Source organism: Gilliamella apicola (genome assembly GCF_003202915.1).
Taxonomy (GTDB): domain Bacteria; phylum Pseudomonadota; class Gammaproteobacteria; order Enterobacterales; family Orbaceae; genus Gilliamella; species Gilliamella apicola_Q.
Map to the genome: position 1 here is coordinate 770481 of NZ_QGLP01000004.1, position 22806 is coordinate 793286.

The 22806-nt window shown below is 32.8% G+C and carries 13 protein-coding genes; 10 read left to right on the forward strand and 3 right to left on the reverse strand.

The window, feature by feature from the left end; all coding sequences use genetic code 11:
* The first annotated feature begins 3 nt into the window (after nt 1–3).
* The 3 genes from DKK79_RS05075 to DKK79_RS05090 all read left to right on the forward strand — a co-directional run bounded on the left by DKK79_RS05075 (nt 4) and on the right by DKK79_RS05090 (nt 4028).
* On the forward strand, nt 4–891 hold the full coding sequence (locus DKK79_RS05075; RefSeq protein ID WP_110423105.1) for a DMT family transporter: 888 nt from the start codon (nt 4–6) through the stop codon (nt 889–891).
* 256 nt (nt 892–1147) lie between these two features.
* Nucleotides 1148–1834: a tetratricopeptide repeat protein gene (locus DKK79_RS05080; RefSeq protein ID WP_110423106.1), complete on the forward strand. Its 687-nt coding sequence runs from the start codon at nt 1148–1150 to the stop codon at nt 1832–1834.
* Nucleotides 1835–3008: 1174 nt separating this feature from the next.
* The gene (locus DKK79_RS05090; RefSeq protein WP_181415230.1) at nt 3009–4028 is read left to right on the forward strand and encodes an SEL1-like repeat protein; all 1020 of its coding nucleotides are present in this window, start codon (nt 3009–3011) and stop codon (nt 4026–4028) included.
* Between the two features lie 120 nt (nt 4029–4148).
* On the opposite strand, the gene DKK79_RS05095 is transcribed toward DKK79_RS05090, so the two are convergent.
* On the reverse strand, nt 4149–5534 hold the full coding sequence (locus DKK79_RS05095) for an MATE family efflux transporter (RefSeq protein WP_110423109.1): 1386 nt from the start codon (nt 5532–5534) through the stop codon (nt 4149–4151).
* Between the two features lie 181 nt (nt 5535–5715).
* Between DKK79_RS05095 and yejK the strand changes: the two genes are divergently transcribed.
* The 5 genes from yejK to DKK79_RS05120 all read left to right on the forward strand — a co-directional run bounded on the left by yejK (nt 5716) and on the right by DKK79_RS05120 (nt 10447).
* Nucleotides 5716–6720 (forward strand): nucleoid-associated protein YejK, encoded by a 1005-nt coding sequence (gene yejK / locus DKK79_RS05100; RefSeq protein WP_110423110.1) that lies wholly within the window; start codon nt 5716–5718, stop codon nt 6718–6720.
* Between the two features lie 9 nt (nt 6721–6729).
* Entirely contained in the window at nt 6730–7572 is an 843-nt protein-coding gene (gene nfo / locus DKK79_RS05105; protein ID WP_110423111.1) for a deoxyribonuclease IV, read from the forward strand.
* A 4-nt stretch (nt 7573–7576) separates the two neighbouring features.
* On the forward strand, nt 7577–8473 hold the full coding sequence (locus tag DKK79_RS05110) for a hypothetical protein (RefSeq protein ID WP_110423112.1): 897 nt from the start codon (nt 7577–7579) through the stop codon (nt 8471–8473).
* Nucleotides 8474–8543: 70 nt separating this feature from the next.
* Nucleotides 8544–9470 (forward strand): hypothetical protein, encoded by a 927-nt coding sequence (locus tag DKK79_RS05115; RefSeq protein ID WP_110423113.1) that lies wholly within the window; start codon nt 8544–8546, stop codon nt 9468–9470.
* A gap of 74 nt (nt 9471–9544) precedes the next feature.
* Entirely contained in the window at nt 9545–10447 is a 903-nt protein-coding gene (locus DKK79_RS05120; RefSeq protein ID WP_110423114.1) for a hypothetical protein, read from the forward strand.
* Between the two features lie 388 nt (nt 10448–10835).
* Here DKK79_RS05120 and pbpC read toward each other — a convergent pair whose 3' ends face one another.
* Both pbpC and DKK79_RS05130 read right to left on the reverse strand, forming a co-directional pair.
* Nucleotides 10836–13193 carry a penicillin-binding protein 1C gene (gene pbpC, locus DKK79_RS05125; protein WP_110423115.1) on the reverse strand — a complete coding sequence of 786 codons (2358 nt, stop codon included), beginning with the start codon at nt 13191–13193 and terminating at the stop codon, nt 10836–10838.
* Between the two features lie 109 nt (nt 13194–13302).
* Nucleotides 13303–19323, reverse strand: a complete 6021-nt coding sequence (locus DKK79_RS05130; RefSeq protein WP_181415231.1) for an alpha-2-macroglobulin — start codon at nt 19321–19323, stop codon at nt 13303–13305.
* A gap of 678 nt (nt 19324–20001) precedes the next feature.
* On the opposite strand from DKK79_RS05130, the gene DKK79_RS05140 reads away from it, so the two are divergent.
* Both DKK79_RS05140 and DKK79_RS05145 read left to right on the forward strand, forming a co-directional pair.
* Nucleotides 20002–21024 (forward strand): hypothetical protein, encoded by a 1023-nt coding sequence (locus DKK79_RS05140; protein ID WP_110423117.1) that lies wholly within the window; start codon nt 20002–20004, stop codon nt 21022–21024.
* A 404-nt stretch (nt 21025–21428) separates the two neighbouring features.
* The gene (locus tag DKK79_RS05145; protein ID WP_110423118.1) at nt 21429–22451 is read left to right on the forward strand and encodes a hypothetical protein; all 1023 of its coding nucleotides are present in this window, start codon (nt 21429–21431) and stop codon (nt 22449–22451) included.
* Nucleotides 22452–22806 lie beyond the last annotated feature (355 nt).

A 22806-nucleotide genomic window follows, 5' to 3' on the forward strand; every position in this document is an offset into this window, starting at 1 on the left:
TTTATGAGTAAATACTTCGGTATTTTAGCCGTTATCTTAGCATCACTATTATGGGGCACAACGGGTACTGCTGCTACGTTTGCTCCCTCATTATCGCCTTTATTTATCGGTGCATTCGCTATGGGCATTGGTGGGATATTGCAATGCGGATTAGCTATTTATAATATCAAGCAAAACCATCCATTACTAACAATCCATAGCCGTTTTTTAGTTGTAGGTGCCTTAGCAGTGGCTATCTATCCTTTGGCATTTTATTCGTCTATGCGTTTATCGGGTGTTACTATCGGTACGGTTGTTTCAATAGGATCAGCGCCAATTTTATCAGCTATAATTGAATATATTAGTCGTGATTTTCAAGTTACTAAACAATGGGTTATTGGCGCTTTATTGGGTATTATCGGTATGGCTATGTTAGCATTTTCTGAAAATGCTTCGAACACAATTGAATATAACCATGTTGGTTTGGGAATTTTATTGGGACTTATTGCTGGTTTTGCTTATGCACTTTACTCATGGTCAGCACGACAATTAATGTTAAAAGGTATTGATAGCAAAGCGGCGATGGGTGCTACTTTTGGTTGTGGTGGTGTATTACTGATTCCAGTGATGCTAATAACAGGAACGACATTTTTTGCAGCATGGAATAATATTGCAGTAGGCTGTTATATGGCATTAATTCCAATGTTTTTGGGTTATTTATGTTATGGCTATGGATTATCAAAAATATCAGCCAGTTTAGCAACTACCATTAGCTTATTGGAACCTGTTATTGCTGCAATTCTTGCTATGTTAATTGTTGGTGAATCGTTGTCGTTAATAGCTTGGATTGGAATGTTATTAATCTTTGTCTGTTTGATTATGGTTACATTATCAAGTGTAATTAATAATTAAAAGCGATATTATCAATTGAATTTAATTGAACCATTGAATTATTGAACTAAAGACAATAATTTCACTAATCTGACCATTGATTTGCTGATAACTAAGAACAGAATAATTTTCTAATTTGACTGTCTGTATTCCTATTTTAACCCTCTAAAATCTATCTTTTCTTCTACTTGAAGATCAACTAAATATTGCTAATATAATGATATTATTTTTGTTGTAAAGATATAAAAATATTAAAGGATGAAAAGGAATAAAGAATATGAAAAAAATACTAACAAGAGGGTTATTAATTCTATTTTTTGCATGTTCAGTTAATGCAGCTAAATTTGATAATGTACCATATGATGAAGTGCTAAAAATTGCCACCGAGCAAAATGATCCAGTTGCACAAAATGAGTTAGGCTATAGATATCTTATGGGGGGAGACGGTGTTGAAAAAGATACCGTAAAAGCGCGAGAATGGTTTGATAAAGCTATCGCACAAGGCAATGGAAGAGCCGAATCTAATGTAGGTACTATGTATGATAAGGGTAATGGTGTTGAACAAGACTATGCTAAAGCGAAAGAGTGGTATGAAAAAGGTGCTGCAAAAAATGATATGTATGCGCAATTAAATTTAGCTGGCATATATAAAGAAGGGCGAGGTGTTGAAAAAGATCCATTAAAAGCAAAAGAATTACTTGAAAAATCAGCAGCACAAGGTTTGGCTTATGCTCAATCTTTTTTAGGTGATATGTATTTTTTTGGTCAAGGTATTGAAAAAGATGCAATTAAAGCTCGATACTGGTATGAAAAAGCAGTTGAACAAGGTATACCTGAAGCTCAGTTTAATTTAGCTGTCATGTATGAAAATGGCATGGCTGGCCTAAAAAGAGATCACAATAAAGCAATGGATTTATTTGAAAAAGCTTGTGAAGGTGGTGTGGAGCATCAAATTTGTCAATAACTTTATGATTAATTGAAATTTAGGTCTAGTAAGGATTAATTAAATTACAGCTAAATTCAAATGAAAAAGGCGGACTAAGTCCGTCTTTTTTATTTTTTAGAGCTATAAAAACAATCTTCATTGACTAACTGGTAATGTAAACTTGTTTAACTTAAACGATGTCTTTTTTTATCGATTTGAAATACCAATATAACGCGGCATAAGCGATACAGGTTGATAGCAAATCAGCGGTTGGTGATGATACTCAAACGCCATCTAAATCGAAGAATAGAGGTAAAATGTAGAGTGTTGGTAACAGAATTAAAAGTTGTTTAGAAAGGCTTAATAAAATAGAAATTCTCACCATACCAATATATTGGAAGAAGCTGATTGTTACCATTTGAAAACCGACAAACGCAAATAAAAACGTTATATAACGTTGTATAACATAGTGCAATTGCGGATATTGCCACTAAAACCACATCAGAGCTAAATGCTCTAACTAGCACTTCAGGAATAAGCAACCTAATCTAAAGCCAACACTAGTAATTACTCTGGCAATTTTAACTGCGTAGATAAACGTTTCTTTTACCCGTACATAATTTTTAGAATCGTAATTATAACCAATAATCAGTTGCATACCTTGGTTGACTCCAATAACAATTATAATCAGCGTAATTAGTCGGTTAGCATTAGCTTAATATTGCAATTATATCGCAATGATTCTGATGTTTCTGGATTATCTATCTTATGGGATGAATTATAAAAAATATCTGCCTATATGACCATCGTTTTGACGCTAATAGGTCCTGTAGTGGCAGCAATTTTTGCAGTATTAATTGTCGATAAGGATTTATCATTAGTTGGTTGGATTGATATATTGCTTGATTATATTTATCTACCAATGATTACAATATCATTGTTTTGTGACAGGACAGACAGATTTTTGTTTTACTTTATTTTAATATTATTAAATATTAATTTTTTAACATAGCTAATATTATCTTGAATATCTCAAGATAATAAAATAATTTAACGAAACTAGTTATCCGCTAGACTATTTTGAGCGGTTTAAAAAAACGCTAAATTATAAAATTTATTTCTACTATTAAATCAAATAGATAATGCTAGTAAGTTAGTGTCTCTTTTATTATAAATATAGCTAAATTTAAATGGATGAAAAGGAACAATGAATATGAAGAAAATACTTACTCGTGGATTATTAATTCTATGTTTAGTTGGATTTGCTAACGCACAATTATTAAATAATTTATCCTATGATGAAGTACTGAAACTAGCAACTGAAGAAAATGATCCGAATGCACAAAATGAATTAGGCTATAGACTGGTGCAAGGAAAAGGGGTTGAAAAAGATCCCCTGAAAGCGAAAGAATGGTTTGAAAAAGCTGCTGCACAAGGTGATACAGGGGCTGAATTTAATTTAGGCAATATGTATGCCCTGGGTATAGGTGCTCCACAAGACTATGCTAAGGCTAAAGAGTGGTTTGAAAAAGCAGCAGCAAAAAATGATCAAGTTGCCCTATATAATTTAGCCGATATATATATAGAAGGAAAAGGAGTGACTAAAAATCCAGCAAAAGCGAAAGAATTGTTTGAACAGTTAGCCGAAAAAGGTTTTGCTGACGCACAAGTTCGTTTAGGAAACATCTATTTCTTTGCTGAAGGGGTAAGCAAAGATCTTGCTAAAGCGCTATATTGGTATGAAAAGGCCGCCGATCAAGGTCAAGCCGTAGCCCAATATTATTTGGGATGCATGTATTTAGTTGGTGAAGGTGTTGAATTAGATCTCACTAAGGCAGTATATTGGTTTGAAAAAGCCGCAGAACAAGGTCAACCAAAGGCTCAGTTTAATTTGGCAAAAATGTATGAAGATGGCGAAGGTACTGAAAAAGATCTGACTAAAGCGCTATATTGGTATGAAAAAGTGGCCGAACAAGGTAATGCAGATGTGCAATATTATGTAGGAGATATGTATTTCACTGGCGAAGGCACTAAAGAGGATCATTTCAAAGCTCGATACTGGTATGAAAAAGCTGCTGCACAAGGTCAACCAGAAGCTCTGTTTAATTTGGGGGTGTTTTATCGAAATGGTGATGGCGGTCTAAAAAAAGATTCTAAAAAAGCCATAGAATTGTTAAAAAAAGGTTGTGAAGCAGGTATCCAACATGAAATTTGTCTAAAGTTTATGAATTAGCAAAATGTGAATTAAGTAAGCGATTTAACAATTTAATTTTAAAGGAGATTTAGTCCTAATGCTTATCATAAGTTTAATTGACAAGCATTAGTCATGATGTCCCTTTTTTATTAAAGAATGTTAGGCATGTTTTGGATAATGCCTTCGTTTAATCGATTTAAAATACCAATATAACGTAGCGTAAGCGATACCGGTTGAAAGGAAATCAGCGGTTGGTGATGATGCCCAAACGCCATCTAAATCGAAAAATAGTGGTAAAATGTAGAGCGTTGGTAACAGAATTAAAAGTTGTCTTGAAAGGCTTAACAAAATAGAGACTCTCGCCATACCAATACATTGGAAGAAGCTAGTTGTTACCATTTGGAAACCGACAAACGCAAATGAAAACGTAGTATAACGTAGCGCAATCGCGGATATTGCCACTAAATCGACATCAGAACTAAATGCTCTAACCAATACATCTGGCATAAAGCAACCTAATATAAAGCCAACACTGGTAATTACGGTTGCAATTTTAACTGCGTAGATAAAGGTTTCCTTTACGCGGGCATAATTTTTAGAGCCGTAATTATAACCAATGATAGGCTGCATACCTTGGTTAACGCCGATAACAATCATGATAATCAGCGTAATTAATCGGTTAGCGTTAGAGTAACCTGCAATTGCATCATCACTTGAAACATGCGATATCGGGGCATAACGTGTTAACTGCCAGTTAATAAAGACCACCACAACCGATGCCGCCACTTGCATAGCAAATGGTGACATACCAATCGACAAAATCGACTTAATGTAAGTAAAATCGAGCCTAAAGTTGCGACGGTATAATTTAATATTACTGTTTTTGCTGATAAAGTGCTGCATCACAAACAGAAAGCTAATAAACATTGAGAGGGTAGTTGCAAAAGCAGCCCCGCGCATTCCCCAACCTAAAGCAATAATAAATATTGGTGCAAGAATAATATTAGCAATCACACTAATAAACATCGTCACCATGGCTTTAAACGGATAGCCACTGGCGCGCATCATATTGTTGTAATTGAATGTTAATGTGATAAATATACTACCGGGTAAAAACACTTCTAAAAACTCACGAGCATAAACGTGATTGGTAGGGCTTGAGCCGATAAAGTGTAAAACCGGATCGATAAAATAAAGTAACAACGCTAAAGTAATGCCGCTAAGTACCGCAGTTAACATAAACGAAGTGCCGGCAACCTTTTCGGCTTTGTCAACTTCGCCACGACCTAAAAATATCGAAATACGACTTGCCGAACCAATACCCACCAGCATACCAATACCAGCAGCAAGATTCATCACAGGCAAAATTATACCCGCGCCACTCAACGCTTCACGACCAATCCAATGACCAATAAAAATTCCATCAATAATGTTATAAAGTGTGTTTACCGTTGTCCCAATAATTGAGGGGAGCGCATATTGCCAAAATATTAGACTAATTTTTTTATGTCTAAAATCATCATAAATATCGCGTGAGTTCGTCATTTTATTCACATTGATAAAGGTTAAAAGTTGTTAAGAATTTTTAGAATCACTATACGTAAAAGTATAAACTTGACTAGAACAATCCTGTCTAGTTTAACAGAGATAAGAATTGATGATAGCACTTTTTTAGTGCTTTGATAAAATAGACACTATTAAATCGTCTAGCTAATTAGGAATCTCCATGAGCGTACAAATAGAAAACGTTGTTTTACATAAATTAATAAGAAAAAGCGATACGGATATCGAATTACAACTTCGTGACTCACTCCTCGGTAATGAACAAGCTGTTGCTAACTTGATTGAAGATATTAATAGAATTTACAACAATAAAAGTAAAGCATATGGTTTATTTAATAGTGAAAGTCTTTTTGAACAATCATTTAAAGAGTTACGTTTAGGTAATCAAGATTTTCTTAATTTTAGTCAAGAATCAACCAAACAGCTGCGTAATGAATTAGCCAAATATCCATTTGCAGAAGGTGGTACGGTTATCTTTTGCCACTACCGATATTTGGCTGTTGAATATCTTATTATTGCTGTGTTAAATAGCTGTTTAAGTATGTTGGTTAATGACCAACTTAACATATCTGAAACCCAATATTTGGATATTGACCATGCTGATATCATTGCTCGCATAGACATCACTGAGTGGGAAACCGCTCCAGACTCAAAACGCTATTTGACCTTCTTAAAAGGTCGAGTTGGACGAAAAGTATCCGATTTCTTTATGGATTATTTAGGGGCGAGTGAGGGGCTAGATGCCAAAGCACAAAACAAAACCTTAGTTAAAGCGGTTGATGACTATTGCCAAGAGATGCAATTTGACAAGCAGGATAAAACTAATGCTCGCGAAAATGTTTATAATTATTGCCAAGCACAGTTGCAAGCAGGCGAAGAAATTGAACTGAAAAATCTTGCCAACGAACTGCCAACTACTGCTGAAAATAATTTTATGGAATTTGTCAAAAATAGTGAATATGATCTAGAAGACACTTTCCCTGTCGACCGTAGTTCACTCCGCCAACTCAAAAAATTCTCGGGTAGCGGTGGGGGATTAACCTTAAGCTTTGATTCCGATCTATTAGGTGAACGTATCAAATGGGATCCGCAAACTGACTCACTAGTGATTAAAGGTGTACCACCTAATTTGCGCGATCAACTTCAACGAAACAGTGGCTCAAACTAGGAAAAGACTATGAAATATATTGGCGCACATGTGAGTGCTGCTGGCGGTGTCGATAATGCTCCTATTAATGCTTATCAAATTGGTGCAACCGCTTTTGCTTTATTCACCAAAAATCAACGACAATGGCATGCAAAACCGCTTGAAACAGCAGTGATTGATAGTTTCAAAAAACGTTGTGAACGCTATGGATTTACTAGTAAACAAATCCTACCGCATGATAGTTATCTTATTAACTTAGGTAGCCCTGATAGTGAACAACTTGAAAAATCACGCACCGCGTTTCTGGACGAAATGCAACGTTGTGAACAATTAGGCTTAACCTTGCTAAACTTTCATCCTGGTAGTCATCTACAAAAAATATCGGTTGATGATTGTTTAGCGCGTATTGCCGAATCGATAAATATCACGCTAGATAAAACCAAAAGTGTTGTCGCTGTGATAGAAAACACAGCAGGACAAGGATCTAACCTAGGTTATAAATTTGAACATCTGGCACAAATCATCGACAAAGTAGAAGATAAAAGCCGTGTTGGTGTCTGTATTGATACCTGTCATGCCTTTGCTGCTGGTTATGACTTACGCAGCGAAAAAGCCTGCAAAGAAACATTTGACGAATTTGAAAAAATTGTCGGTTTTAAATATTTACGAGGTATGCATTTAAACGATGCTAAAAGCGAACTTGCCTGCCATGTTGACCGTCATGACAGCTTAGGCAAAGGCACCATTGGTGAAACCGCATTTAAATTTATTATGCAAGACTCACGAATTGATGAAATTCCACTTATTCTTGAAACTATTAATCCAGATATTTGGGCTCAAGAGATAGCATGGTTAAAACAACTGGAAAAATAATCAAATGCGAATCAAAAAAATAGTAGCGATATGTTTATTTTTCTTATTAAGTTGTAGCTTTTATGCAGTTGGCAATACACAAGAAACATTAGATATATTTAATCTTTTTCCACTAGAACATATGGGGAAAAAATTCTATTTTACATCTGTATCGGAAAACATTACTTTTAATTCTTATGACGAAAATGGTAAAAGAAAAACTAATATTTTTGAACCAGACCCAACTGATAATTACCAAAAAGAGCAATATCTATTAACTAAAAAATATCGACAACGGTTTTTGGCTGCAAGTAAAATATCAGAAACAGACACCTTATTCGTATATGATTATGTTCATAATCAATTGTATAGTTTTCCGATTAACAAATTAGCAGCATTTGCAATAAAAGATGATTATTCTGGTGGAATAGATGAGACTGAATATAATTTTGGCTTTGCAATAACAGCTAACCAATTTCCTCCAGATTTCGATCCTTATAAAACTGCGTTTGTTTATATTGGGAAAACCAATCCCTTTGCTCAACAACAACTTACTTTATTAAATTGGCAAGAAAGTAATAACGAAACTTATGACTATTTAGCTCAAGCTTATGGATTAAATTATTACTTAACAGAATGTGTGGCACCATTTGACTATCCTGTTTGTGGCAGATTGGTAGTAAAGAATAAGACGAACAACATTTTATTTGACCATGATTATCAAATTGGGGATGTACATCTAACCCCTTTAAATGGAAAAGATAAGAATCATGTATATAAAAGGCAATGGTCAGGGAAACTTTTTAAAAATAAACCGTTAATCGTAATTGGCTTTGTAGATGTGGTTTTTGGCTGTCCAACAATAGACTTTATTCAACCATCTTATAAAAGCATCACGATAAAATGCGATAATCGCCATTAAATTAATCATTAAAAAATGATTGATATGATGAGTTAAATTATTGAACAAAAATAACATTCAGTGGATGAGAATGAAAATAGTAAAAATAGTACCAGTTTGTTTAATGCTCTTATTAAGTTGTAGCTTTTATGCAATTGGCAATGCACAAGAGCGATTAAAGATATTTGAACTTAATCTTGTTGGTGATAGCGAGCCAAAATTCTATTTTGTATCGGTACTCTGGGGCAGTAATATTGTTATTTATGACAAAGATGGCAATATAAAACAATCTATTCAACCAATATTTCCTGATATAGAGGATGGTTATAAAAAGGACAAATATCAATTACCCCCAAAATATCGACAAAATTTTTTGACTGCCAGTGGTATATCCGAAACCGATAACTTATTCGTATATAATTATGAATATAATAAATTGTATAGTTTTCCCATTAGTAAATTAGAGATATTTGCAATAAAAGATTATTGTTTTCCTACTGATGAAACATATTATCACTTTGGATTTGCATTAGCGTTGAACCAATTACCTCAAGATTACGATCCTAATGATACAACGTTTGTTTATATTGGAAAGGAAAGTCCTTTTGCTCAACAGCAACTAACTTTATTAAACTGGCAAAAAATTAGCGATAAAGAGGATAATTATTTAGCCCAAGCTCATGGATTACATTACTATTTATGGACATTAGGGAAATCTTCTTGGGACCCAGATTATTATCCTGAATGTGCGAGTTTAGTGGTTAAGAATGATAAGAATAAAATCTTACTTAATGAAGATCTAACTCAGGCATACAACACTCTACCTTTAAATGGCAAAGATAAAGATCATGAATACAAAAAGCAATGGACGGGAAAATTATTTAAAAATAAACCATTAGTCGTGTTTGGTTTTTTCTCAGAAATGGGCTGCCCAGTGATAGACTTTATTGATTCACCTCTTTCTAAATATGACATAAATCTACACTGCGCTCATCGTTTTTATCCGTGTAAACGGTAGGCTCTATAGGGCCGGATATTGATGAATTAATACATAGGGAAGTGAATAAAATGCAAATAAAGAGAATAATACCGATGTGTATATTGCTCTTATTAAGTTGTAGCTTTTATGCAATTGGCAATATACAAGAGCGATTAGCGATATTTAAACTTAATCTTGTTGATGATAGCGAGCCAAAATTCTATTTTGTATCGGTACTCTGGGGCAGTCATATTGTTATTTATGACGAAGAAGGCTATAAAAAACAATCTATTCAACCAATATTTTCTGATATAGACGATGGTTATAATAACTATAAATATCAATTACCCCCAAAATATCGACAAAATTTTTTGACTGCCAGTGGTATATCTGAAACCGATAACTTATTCGTATATAATTATGAATATAATAAATTGTATAGTTTTCCCATTAGTAAATTAGATATATTTGCATTAAAGGATGATTGTTTTCCTATTGATGAAACATATTATCACTTTGGATTTGAATTAACGTTGAGCCAACTACCTCAAAATTACGATCCTAATGATACAACGTTTGTTTATATTGGCGAGGAAAGTCCTTTTGCTCAACAGCAGCTAACTTTATTAAACTGGCAAAAAATTAGCGATAAAAAGTATGATTATTTAGCCCAAGCACACGGATTACATTACTATTTAAAGCAACCTCCTTTTCACAGCAATTACCCTGTTTGTGGGAGTTTATTAATTAAGAATGAGAAGAATAAAATCTTACGTAATGATGACCATGCTTCAAGTTTGTTATACGGCCGTCTACCTTTAAATGGCAAAGATAAAGATCATGAATACAAAAAACAATGGACGGGAAAGTTATTTGAAAATAAACCATTAGTCGTTTTTGGTTTTTTCTCAATGGGGGGGAAAGAGTGCCCAGTAATAGACTTTATTGATTCATCTTTTTCTGGTCATGACCTAAATCTAATCTGCTATAGCCCTCCTCATAGATGTAGTTTTTAAACAACCATTTAAATAAGAATAGGATATTTCAAGCTCTGCAATAGCAAAAAATCCGAGTTGAAAGAAATACTGTCTAAGCTAAGTAACGATGAAACTAGAATTAACCACGGCCTGAGTTCAACATAATTTGGTCATTATGGCTTTGCGCTTGTTTAATTAAGTTATCTTTTAATCCAATTGACACAAATTAGCATATTGAACATAATCGATTGGTTTTATAATGATCTTGGATCCTTGTTCGAATAATTTAAACAAAAGTAATAATTAAAGAACCTAATATATTTTAATGTGTTTAGTAATTTCGACTAATATCAAGTTTGTAAATTATATTTTTAACGTTATGCATCACGTTGTTATAGCGTTAGTAAGAGTATTAGTCTGGTTTTTATTAATCAATTAAGTCAACTTTTAATTTTCTACTGTCGCTTTGCCCTAGATCATCGATTACAGATATTTTGTAAATGCCACTTTTGTTAGGAACCCAATCCAGAGTATTTTCAACTGAACTACTTCCAAGAAAATTTTTATCGACAAACCAATATAATTTTTTAACTTCACCATCAGTAATGGCATTTAGCACAATTTTCTCATTTTCTTTATTACTTAGTCTTAATTTGTAAACAACGTTTTTTAAAGGTGAAGTAATACGTGGAGGAGAACCGATATAATTTTGTGTTGTTTCGCAATGTGCACTATTAGGTGGTGTTTTTTTGGGAATTCCCGCTTTAGCAAATACGTTAGCTAAGTCTGATGACCAATATTCATGAACTTCTACATGTGTGTCTTTCGGATTGAAAGGAGGACAAGCAACTTTATTGGTTTTATTATCAATTACAACAGGGCGATAAACTGTATCAATATTAATCGGTGATACACCTGGTATAAACCACGTTTTCCCCTTTATCTTACACCATTGCGTAACTAAATTCCCACTAGGTAAACAAATATCGACTTGCGTTAAGTTAGGCGGAATTGGGTTTTGATAACCTTTATGATTTGGATAATATGCAGTTATTGAATCAATAATATTGAAAAATAGTGGAGCTGCGGCATTAGCACCAATAAAAGCACTATTGCTATGCCCGTCAAAATTACCCATCCAAACAATAAGAGTATAATTATTAAATCCTCCCGCTGTCCAAGCATCGCGAAATCCCCAAGATGTGCCTGTTTTCCAATATATAGGTGTTAGAGATTGCTGTTTTTTAGCTAAAATATCTTCATTGCGCGTGTTTTTTAATAACATATCTAATGTCATAAAACTCGCCTCAGGACTCAACAGACGCTGACTTAAACGTGTTCGATTATCGGTATTTCTTGTCATTTTTAACGGTTGCCAAATACCTTGATTCGCTAACATGGCATATAGTGTTGCTAATTCTTGGGCTGTCACTTCACCTCCGCCAAGAACTAAAGCTAAACCATAATGATCTTCTGTGTTCATCTCACGAATATGGGCTTGTTTTAAAAATTGATAAAATGAAGGTTTTTTTAATTTACCAGCAACATATACTGCAGGAATGTTACGACTGTGAATTAGCGCATCTGTAACAGAGATAGGGCCTTTAAAATGGTGATCAAAATTCTCTGGCGTATAAAATCCGAAATCTGTTGCGACATCTTTTAATACTGTTTTGGGATGAATAATACTTTGATCCATACCTAAGGCATAAATAAAAGGTTTTAGTGTTGAGCCGGGTGAACGTTTAGCATCAGTTCCGTTAACTTGCCCTTGGATGCTATGATTAAAATAATCGGCAGATCCAACTAATGCTTTCACTTCCATTGTGTTGTTATCAACTAATAATACAGATGTATTATAAATCCCTTTTATTTTATTGCGTTCAATAAACGCGCTGACTTGTTGCTCAATAATTGTTTGTAGATCTATTTTTAATGTTGTTTTAATAACATTTTGTTTTGTATTGTTTTTTTGAATTTGTTGTTGAAGTATTTGGTTGGTGAAATGCGGAGCGATAAACGGTAATTGCTCTGGTTGACGCATGATTAGCGGTAAGTCAAATAGCGCAGCTATATTATCTTCGGTTGCATAGTGTTCTTGCCAACGTTCAAATAATCGTTGTCTAGCATTAACTAATGCTTTACCTGCAATGCCTTTTTTCTTGTCTATACGATAAGTAGGTGATTGAGGAAGAACTGTCAACGTTAACGCTTCAGGTAAGTTAACTTTATCAGGCGTTTTATCAAAATAAATTAACGATGCCGCTCCGATACTTTCTATATTTCGTCCGAAAGGGGCATAATTAAGATAGGCTTCTAAAATGTCATGTTTAGAGTATTTTAACTCTAATTCAATAGCTCTAAATATTTGTAATAATTTACCAGCTATTGTTTTAGTATTGATTTTCCAATGCATACGTGCCAGTTGCATAGTAATGGTCGATGCGCCTTGTCGATTACCACCTCCGATATAGGTTGCCCAAAATGCTCTTATCAAACTAAACGGATTAAATCCAAAATGATGATAAAACCACTGATCCTCATGTAAAAGAAGACCATTAATGATGTGTGGAGAAATTTTTTCCAGAGGCGTCCATGTTCGATATTGTTGGTCGTTTGCTAAAGTTATGCGCAGTAGTTTGTCGTTTTCATCATACAAAATAGTGGAAAAATTTAGCGATTGGTTTAACGGTGGGTTAGGGGTTAAACGAAAGGCAATGACGATTAAAAAAAGAATAATAAGAATAACAATAATATTCTCAATATACCTAAATTGTTTTACCATTTTATTAAGTTACACCAATGATGATATAAAATTAAAAAACTAATGTTAGTAATCATGCAATAAATACAAAATAGCAGAGGGAAGGCATTTACCCTCTGCTAGTGGTTAATTAACGAGGCTCAATAATAATCTTATTTCCGCCTTTAGATACAGCTTGAATATCTCGATCATACATTGCTTCACCATAAGCTGGAGGAACAGTGTAGTGGCCAATATTGGTCGCTTTTATCTGATAATTAAATGTTTGTACTTGATCACTTCTAGTCGAACCATAAATAATCACGCGATCTTCTCTAACATCTGTATAGTCTGGATACCAAGTATATTTACCTGTGGCAATTGGTGATATCCACTGTTCTTCAGAATTATCATTTTCACTAGCATCACTTTGCTCATTGTTTTCAGATTCAGCATGACTATTAATTGCTTTTTGTTGAACAACTTCAAAACCACCTGGTAGCATATCAACAATTGCAATGTTGGTTAATCCTTCTTTAGATATTGAACGGACTCTAACGGTTACATTGATAGTATCACCTAATTTCACAGTATCAATTTGCTTACCATCGTTATCGGTAAATTCACGGTAAATTTCAAACCCTTTATTAATTGGTTCTTGTGGAATTGAACGATCAAAGCCTTTCTGCGATATTGAATACCATGCTGGCAAATCTTTAGCGTTATGGAAGCTAATAGACTCTACCGAATCATTAAATTTTCCTTTAGCTAACAAGTTTTTCAATTTAGCAATAGTTGCAATTTTTGCCTGTTGATCGTTAGATTTTGTTGTGACAGTAAGATCGTTTTCATCTAACTCGTGAGCTTTAATTGCTGAATTATAACTATCTAAAGCCAACATAGTCATCGCGGCTGATTGAGTAGTATAACGTTCCTCATTTAGCATTAACACCATATTTTCAAGAGCTTGCGCAGGGATATCATTGATTTTATTATCAAAATGTTTTGCGATTAAATAGATTTTTCCAGCATCAATGACTAATGGATCATAATAATTGTGATTCCACCATGCTTTATCATAGGCTTTGGAGAGATCTTTCCAAATCGGTTTTAAAAGATTATCTGCTTGTTTGTCCATTTTCAGCATTTTGTAGGATGACGCTAAGTACAACGCTGTAAGATCAGTAGACCAAGATTGGTAATTATGATTTAAATCCTCAATGACTGAAGCAATTTGATTAGTTGTAATGATATTTTGTCTAGTTAGCAAATAAATTGCATAAGCTCGCAATCGCAAGTTGTAACGATCAGTTAAACTACTAGCAGCAACTAACTTAACATATTTATTTGCATTTTCTAGTAGATCTTTTGGTATTACTAATCCTGCGTCTTTTGCTTCGAGCAGGAAGTGGACCGTATAAAGTGTAATAAATGGATCAACATTATGAGTTGAATACCATAAACCAATTGCGCCTTCACTATTTTGACGGCTTTGTAGTTTTTGCATTACTCCGGTAAATGGTATCGTTTTATCGGTGATCAAATTGAATTCAGGATATTTATTGCCAATCACCAGTGGTAAAGCACGACTAACAATCTGTTCAGAACAAAAATATTCATAATTATCTAAATATTCGGTAAGACCTTTAGCTAAGATCATTGGAGAATAAGAGACGCCAGCATTCTGTTCATTAAATTCTGGATACATTTGTCTAAACCCAGAAAAGGTTTGTGTTTTACCATCCATTCGACCCATAATTGTTTTTATTCGATAAGGATTTATCGGACGAACAGAAGTACTTACTTGTCTTGTTATCGTTTTATCTTTATAGGTTGCTGTAAAGAGTAAATCACCACTACCTAATTGTTCGGTTGCTTTTAAACGAAAACTTAAAGTACCTTCTTTCATTGATGCTAACTTGACGGTTTTAATTGACTCATCTAAAACAGCTAGATGTGGCGTTGTGGTTAGCTTAACCTTAATTGGGATTTCTTCATTACCGATTTCAGTGATGTTATTTGCAACTAATAAACTTATTTCAAACTCATCGTTTGGTGTGACGAAATAAGGTACATTAGGGCTTAATACAAAGTCATTACGCACTGTAGTAGACGTTTGTGTAACACCCATTGTTTTCTTACCGACTGTCACTGCCATCACTCTAATTTTTCCACTGAAAAATTCAGGTACTTTATAATTGAGTTGTTTTTCACCATTAACGTCTATAATTCCGGACCAATAGGTAACAGGCTGATCGGTCTTACGTTTAAATGGATTCAAATTAGCATTAAGTTTATCATCACTATCTTGATCACCACCTGGTGCAGATAAAGTTAATAAACGTTTATATTCAGGTAAGATAAGATCTAAAATTTGATCTGTTCTTACTGATAACGCTTTTTTACGTATAAAGTTTTTAATTGGATTTTTTAATTGGTAGCCAGCAACTTGTAAAATACCTTCATCAACAGCGAAAACTACGACACGTTGTTGGCTATTAGTTTTAATTGTGATTGGAATCGTCTCTCCAGGTTTGATTAATTCAGGTGTTTCTAATGTTACCTTCTCCATAAATTTATCATCTGAGACCTTAAATGGAACAACACCATAACTAAGCGGACTCATGAATATTTCTTCTGAATTTGGATCACGAATAAACTGCACATTGATATAGGCATTTCCTTCCACTTCTTCAGGTAAAGTGATTTTTTGTACTGAGCTGGTCGTGTCTGTTTTAAACCATTTCCATGCATACACCTTATCCCTTTCGATAGTGATGATTCCACTTCCGGTATAAGGTGCGGTTATTGCAATTTCTATAACTTGACCCGGTTTATATTGATTAGCATCAATTTTTAACATTAATTCACTATTACGATCTAATGAACGTGTTACATTTGCTGATCCTGCTACCGTATATTCAGTTTGATAAATTACTTCATTTTGGTTATTTAACAGTTGAAGAATATAGTTACCTGGGGTTTTAGTTGGAATCTGATAAACAGTTCCTTTATTATCAATTTCAAAAGGAATTTGTGAAATTACCACATCTTTTTGTTTAGATTCATACTTATAAACACCCGAAGACTGTTCTACTAACACTGAAAGATATTTTTTCTCAAGGGTAACGAGTTTGAGGCTATCTAGTGTAATTTGATCTAAAGTTGGATTTATTGCAATAAGATTAAGTAAACGCTTGCTGTCCCGTTTAATATAACTTAACTGACCATCAGGTTTTGCCCCAATTAAATAATCAGATGGAGAAATCAAAATTGAATCAGTTGCTGCAACACTACGACCACTATTTGGTTCAAATACATCAGTCAAGAATTTGGCTACATATTGACCTTCAAAGTCTTCAATATGCAAATCAATATCAGCAATTCCTTCTTCATTTGTAAAATTGTCTTCAAGTTCAATTTTGAAATTACTACGGTTATTACCTACGCGATAAAACTGATAATCTTCATATTTTTTAAAACTAAATCTCGTTGGTTGTAAATATAATTTACTCTCAACTCGACGGTCTTGGGCTGGGGTTCCAAAGAGATTTTTTGCTGTCACTTTGGCAATTATATCCGATTGATTAATCCATCCTTGTTTGTTTTCAGTTACTATTTGTGCGATAACTTTAGTTTTATCTGGTTCAAATTCTCGAATAGTCACTGAAGTAGAACCTAGGAAATTTTGATCATCATCCTCCAAATCATTTTCATCATCATCAATGTATAGATATACATGCCATTGTCCAGTTGGAGAACTTTCTTCCGTTTTAAATGAAATCTCATTAAAGCCGTAATCATCAACTTTGATTTTTTTAGTTGTAACAAGATTATTTTTAGCATCATAAATGTTGGCTGCTAACTTAATTCCATTCAATGATTTAGTCCAATCATCAGCTTTAATGATCATCCCAATGTGGAATGTATCGCCTGGTCGATAGATTCCTCTATCAGAAAATAGATGCGCATGTAACTCTCCTCGATCAACTGTTTCATATTGACCATCGACATCAAAACGAGAGTAATTAAGTTTTCTGTCATAATAGCGATAACCTTTAGAAATTGGCAAAAATGACATATCTTTACCTTTTTCAATTAAGAATAACAACGGTTTTATACCTTTATAGTAATCTGATAATGATGCGAAATTGACATGACCAGTGTTATCGGTGATTGAAGAGGTAATTTCAATACCATTGGCACCGAGTATGGAAACTTTAGCACCGGCAACAGGTAACCCACTATTGATAGATTGCACAAAGAGATCATAAGAGCCATCAAGTGATTTTTTATTTATAATGCCTAAATCTGTCACTAATATGAATCGAGAAGTGAAATAATCGTAAGGCTCTTCACCTTCTACTGCATCATCATTTTGAGCATAGAGATTTAATAAAAATACTCCGCGATTAACTTCGTTTTCTTTAACATCTTTTTTAAGGTATGGTGTCAAATCGAAGTCAGAGTAATGAATAGCCCCTGATTTACCTTTAACATCTTTTATAATTGAATATTTTTCAACAAAATTATCACTTTTATAATATTCAAAGCTCATTGAACTAAAATCACTGTCATTATCGTAGACCAAATGCTGTAATTGGGATGGAATAACACGTTTGAGTTCTAACTTTATTTGATTAACATTACGAGAAACGACAGGAATCTTTTTATCACCTGATAGCGATAATAGGGAACCAGCTGCAGCAAAATTAAGCAATTTACTATATTCACTAATTTGCATCAATTTCTCATATCTATTTTTAAATGTATAGCCACCTTCGGACGTTAAAGATGGATCAACAGTAATAAATATCTGTTGACGTTGATCACCGTTTATTTCAAAACTGAATTGATTTTGATAAGTTCTATTGTCGTCAGTCTCAATGTATCTAGTTGTTAATTTTTTCGATTTATCTAAGATGGCTTTATCGATAAAATATTTAGTTTTGTATGTGTTATCGGTTTTATCGTAATATTCCTCACTATATTTGGTGTTTGGATCCGGTAACTGCCAGATTGATAATGCTTTCTGTAAATCACTAGCTTTAACATTATAGCTTAAATTAATTGTGATAATTTGACGTATTTCATTATTCGACAGTTCAACAAAGGAAATATCAGATGAAGTGATACTAAGATTATATTTATTCGGTATACGGATATCTTTCGAACTTTCTGAGGTTGTTGGGGAGCCGCCCATTGAAGATGTTACACCCTTTGCAATTTTTAATGATAAATACCTATTCATCTCAGCAAGTTCTAATTTATCACTTTTTATATAGGCACTTGTTTTATCTTTATTATAATTAATTGTAAAGTTTATGTTTTGGACAAATTTATTTGGCTCATATCTTCTATTTGCTATTTCAAATAGTGATAATTTTAAATTTTGTTCAAAGGTTGTCGGGTCGACAGGATGAGAGAATTTTACTTCATAAATACCTTGCTTATCATCAGGAACAATAGGATTTTGATATAATTCATTGTTTATTATTTCAAAAGAAAAATCGGTTGTCTTAAATGTAAAAATATTCTCATTTTTATTTATTAAATTGTTAGAATCAAGTAACTTCGAATCATCCAATTTAACTGTATAGGTTTCACCCATTGGCCAGGGTTGTTCTGGTTTAAAATAGATATTTACATCGTCATGCCAACTCCAAGTCCCTTTAATTTCAGGTGAAATTTGAATACCCTCAGTTATTTCCTTACCAATTTTATCTATCGGAGCGGGTGATCGTGTATGTCCAATAAATTTGATTTTTAAATAAGATTGATTAGGATTAGTAAGCGTACCTGATTCTTTAGGTGTATAAAAAGAAATACCATACGTATTAACAATTACGGGGGCTGGCTCAATAGGTTTTGGTTTATTTAAGTACCAATGGTAGGCATAATTACCACTGAAATAGGCAATAATTCCCAAAATAACAACACTACCAATAATTAAACTATAGTTATTGAGTCTTTTAATTGATGATTGATAGATATCTTTAGCACGTGGATACCACTTAGGTATCGACCAATTAATTTGACCAATAATCGGGCTTATAAACCATAATATGGATCGTAATACGATTAGTAGAAAAAGTGCAAAATAGAGAATCGCTTCTAGACCGATACAGAAGATTCGATAGGGTAGACGGAGAAAGAAACGTATTATATCCATGATATTCCTTATCATCTCAATTAATTATTATCAATAATTGATTTTTAATCGTAATCAAACTCAATATATAGCTAATATATTGAGTTTGATTGTATTATTTTTTTTGCGAATAATTTGGTATTACTAAAAACCAAGTAAATACTTTGGTGAAAGTATAAACTATAAATAAAATTAATTGAATGACTATGGTTTTTTTTAACAATAAAAACCTCTCGCCTTGGTATTGGATAAACTTCAATGTTTTTTGTCCGTGATGTGGTTCAAAAATATCGCTAGGATAATCCGCTGCCATCCAATCCGTTTTTTGCTGTTCTTCTAAATTATTAATAGTTGGAACAACTTTTTTAAGAAATAAGATAAATTATTCTTAAAAATGGCAAAAACGAAGATGATAAAACGACGATAAAGACGAGCAGATAGTGAAGATTTTAATCAACAGATGATAAGTTTTTATCAACAGTGAAAAACACGCAATGAATTTGATTTAGATTATCAGATAACGCCACCAACATTATAGCGATGGATAACTTAATGGCACCATTACACGTTCATTTACATTTACATTTACATTTACATTGTTTTACTCTAGATTAAATTATTCAAACTTTAGTGATAATAGGTTTTGATTCGTCGTAATGGCCAGATATTGATGAATTAATACATAGGGAAGTGAATAAAATGCAAATAAAGAAAATAATATCGATATGTATATTGATCTTACTAAGTTGTGACATTTATGCTAATGAAAGCAATAAAGTACAACAGCAGAAAAGTCATGCAACGCAAAAATTAGATATATTCACTCTTGATTATATCGAATATTTAGAAAATGAATCCGCTTTTTATTTTACCTCGCTATCCGAAAACATTACATTTGACAATTATGATGAAAATGGTGAGGTTATTTTACCTAGAAATCTTCAATTAATTCCAGATACAGTTGGTAACTATAAAAAAGATATATATATTTTAAATAAAGAGTATCGGCAACGATTTATGGAAGCAACTGGGATAGCGGAAACCGATACCTACTATCTTTATGATTATCAGAATAATCAATTAACCACTTACCCTATTAGTGAATTAGAAGTAATCGCAATTATAGATGCGTATAGTATGGATGAAAAACCATGTAAATTTGAGAATTATTATCAATTTGGCTTCAGATTAACTTCCAATCAATTGCCGAAGGCTCTCGATCCCGATAGTTACCAAACATTAGTTTATATAGGCAAAGAAAATCCTTTTGCTCTGCAACAAATTACAGCATTAGACTGGAAAAAAATAGACAATGAAGATTTTCCGATAATAAGTAAGACAGAGATATTCTCTAAATTTATTCAGGACAGTTTTAACAAAACTTATCAGGCTAAAGCGAATGGATGGAATTATTATGTTCAAGATCATTTTTCTCAGGAAATTGATGTTAATAGTGCTTATTACAGACAGGTAGTTATTAAAGATCAGGGAGAGGCTATTTTATTTAACAGTGAATATGCTTTTAATGATGAGATTATTCCTGCATTTTTAAATGATCAACATCCAGAATTCCAACATAAAGTCCAATGGTCAGGTAGATTATTTAAAAATCAACCTTTAGTAATATTTGGTTTTGAGTGGAAATCATTTGGCTGCCCAGTTATTGATTTTATTGACCGATCTTATAAAAGTTTAATAATAAAGTGCGACAATAGGCATTAAGAAAGTTATTCTAACTAAATGATTTCTTTGTAGCAGTATGATTTAGTTTTTAGCATAATAAAATATATATCTCAATAAAATGAGACATTAATTAACATGATATTATTAATTTGATTAACATTATTATTCACTGATAGCGTAAAGAGAAACCAGTTATAACTAATTCCATTGAAAATATATTCTTTAATCCCAATAAATATATAGGATAGGGCTGTTGTGAATTAAGTGTTTGTAACAGAGAAGATTATTTTTTATTATTAAGAAAAAATAATTGGCCAAATCAGTCTTGTTAGTTCAAAATTAAATCAGCGATTATTGAAAACTAATGATTAACAATAAGTTAAAATTATTGCGATGCCATATGGATGTGAGAAGTATATTTAAGGAAAATGGTGAACTAATAAATGAAAAATAAATTAATTAGCTTTCTGTTTACAATTTTTGCCTTATCATCAATTAGTTTTTGCAGTAGCGCGGAAATGTTAGGTGGAAACAAATTATTAGAATGGGAAGGGGGACATTATAGGGAAGATATTCGAATGTATACACTCACCTCGATAGATTATATTAAAGATGAGCCCGAATTTGACTTTATTTCATTATCTGATGATATTGTTTTATATGATAACAAATACAAAAAAGATATCTATTTAATTCCAAGCACTGAAAAAAAAACTTATAAAAAAGAACAATATTTACTCACGGGTTCATACCGTACTAAATTGCTCAATTTGGCAGGTATATCAGAAGATGATACAGTATTTATCTATGATTACTTAAATAATAAATTAAAATCGGTTCCTGTTTATGGGTTGAATACTTTTGCTGTCGTGAATACTTATTATCATCCTCATGAACCTTATGAATTAGATGCATATATGTTTGGATTTAAATTAAATTCAAACATGTTTGATCAATATGCATCCTATATTGTCTATATAGGTAAGGAAAATCCTTTTCTACAGAAACCCTTAACTCCACTAGTTTGGCATCAAATTGATAGCAAAGACTTTCCTGTTCTTGAAAGTGATGACGAAATTACTTCCCTTATACCTGTATATAATCCAGAAGATTTAATAAAGGGTGATAATTTTATGGCTGAAGCGATCGGTCTACGCTTTTATATACAAAATTATGAAACTCCAAGCAAAAACGAAATCATTATAAGACATTTAATTATCTTAGATTCTGATTCAAATATGATAACAAATGTGGTCCATGGTTATTTTGAAGGAGGAATGCTTTTACCATTAAGCAGTTCAATAGATGACAATAAAGAAATATTTCAATGGGTCGGAAGCATTTTAAAAAATGAACCGCCAGTTATATTTGATTTTAGTAGTGAAGCATTTAGTTGTCGTCCGCTTTTTCAATTTATCCATCCATTACATGAATATTTTATACCAAGATGTGATTGTCGGCATTAATCTATGAATAAGATTGTATCTAAAAAACAGTGATACTTATTTATCATTTTGTCTGTTAAGGATGTTGTATTTTTTTTGCTAACAGAAATGTATTGAGCCCAATAAGTATTTAATTCATTGGAATAAAGTTACTAAATAAATTTATTAAATAAAACGAAATGATGATAAAAAAGATGAGGATCTAACTTGTCGCCATTTTATTTACTAACATCCAATAAACTTATCTAGCTTTTTGGAGTGATTTAGGTTGATTTGCAGCGTTCTATATTTATACAAATGACAAAATTGAATTAGAATAATTAGCCCTGGAAAGTTGCAAATATGCTAAAATAACATAAGGATAGCTAAGATTTTA